The sequence below is a fragment of the Amycolatopsis sp. SID8362 genome (assembly GCF_010550475.1).
Taxonomy (GTDB): Bacteria; Actinomycetota; Actinomycetes; order Mycobacteriales; family Pseudonocardiaceae; genus Amycolatopsis; species Amycolatopsis eburnea.
In genome coordinates this window covers 1-496 of record NZ_JAAGNB010001860.1, presented here as the reverse complement: position 1 = coordinate 496, position 496 = coordinate 1, and the positions used below count along the sequence as shown (strand labels likewise).

Genomic DNA, 496 nt, shown 5'->3' with positions numbered 1-496 from the left:
CGCGCGCCTCGGCGACGTGCGCTCGCGCCAGCAGGCCCGGGATCCGCATGATCGGGTAGCCGCTCGCCCCGGTGTCGCTGCGCAGGAGGTGGGCGTCGGCGGCGTCCCACTCGCCGCGCAGCGCGTGCACCGCCGCGGCCGTCCACGACAGCAACGGGCCGGTGAGCAGGATGCCGGTCCGGTCCTGCAGTTCTTCGGCCTCGCGCACGGTGGTGAGGGCGCTGTCGAGTTCGCCGGTGAGGAACTGCGTGCGCGCCAGCCACGCGCGGGCCCACAGCGAAATCCGCGCGGAGCCGCCGAGGTAGCTGGTGGGCACGGCGGTTTCCAGGTCGACGCGGGCGTCGTCGAGCCGGTCGGTGAGCAGGTTGAGCCAGCCACGCGCCATCGTCGCGCGCTGCGCCTGAGCGCCGTGGCGCAGGCGCGTGGTGAGCTGCTCGTAGTCGCGCCGGGCCTGCTTCGCCCGGCCGGTGGCGGCCAGCCCGAGCCCGCGGATGGC

The 496-nt window shown here is 75.8% G+C and carries 1 pseudogene; it reads right to left on the bottom strand.

The annotated features are described in order from the left end of the window. Nucleotides 1–496 (bottom strand): annotated as a pseudogene (locus G3I65_RS56220) (helix-turn-helix transcriptional regulator); the annotation flags it as partial.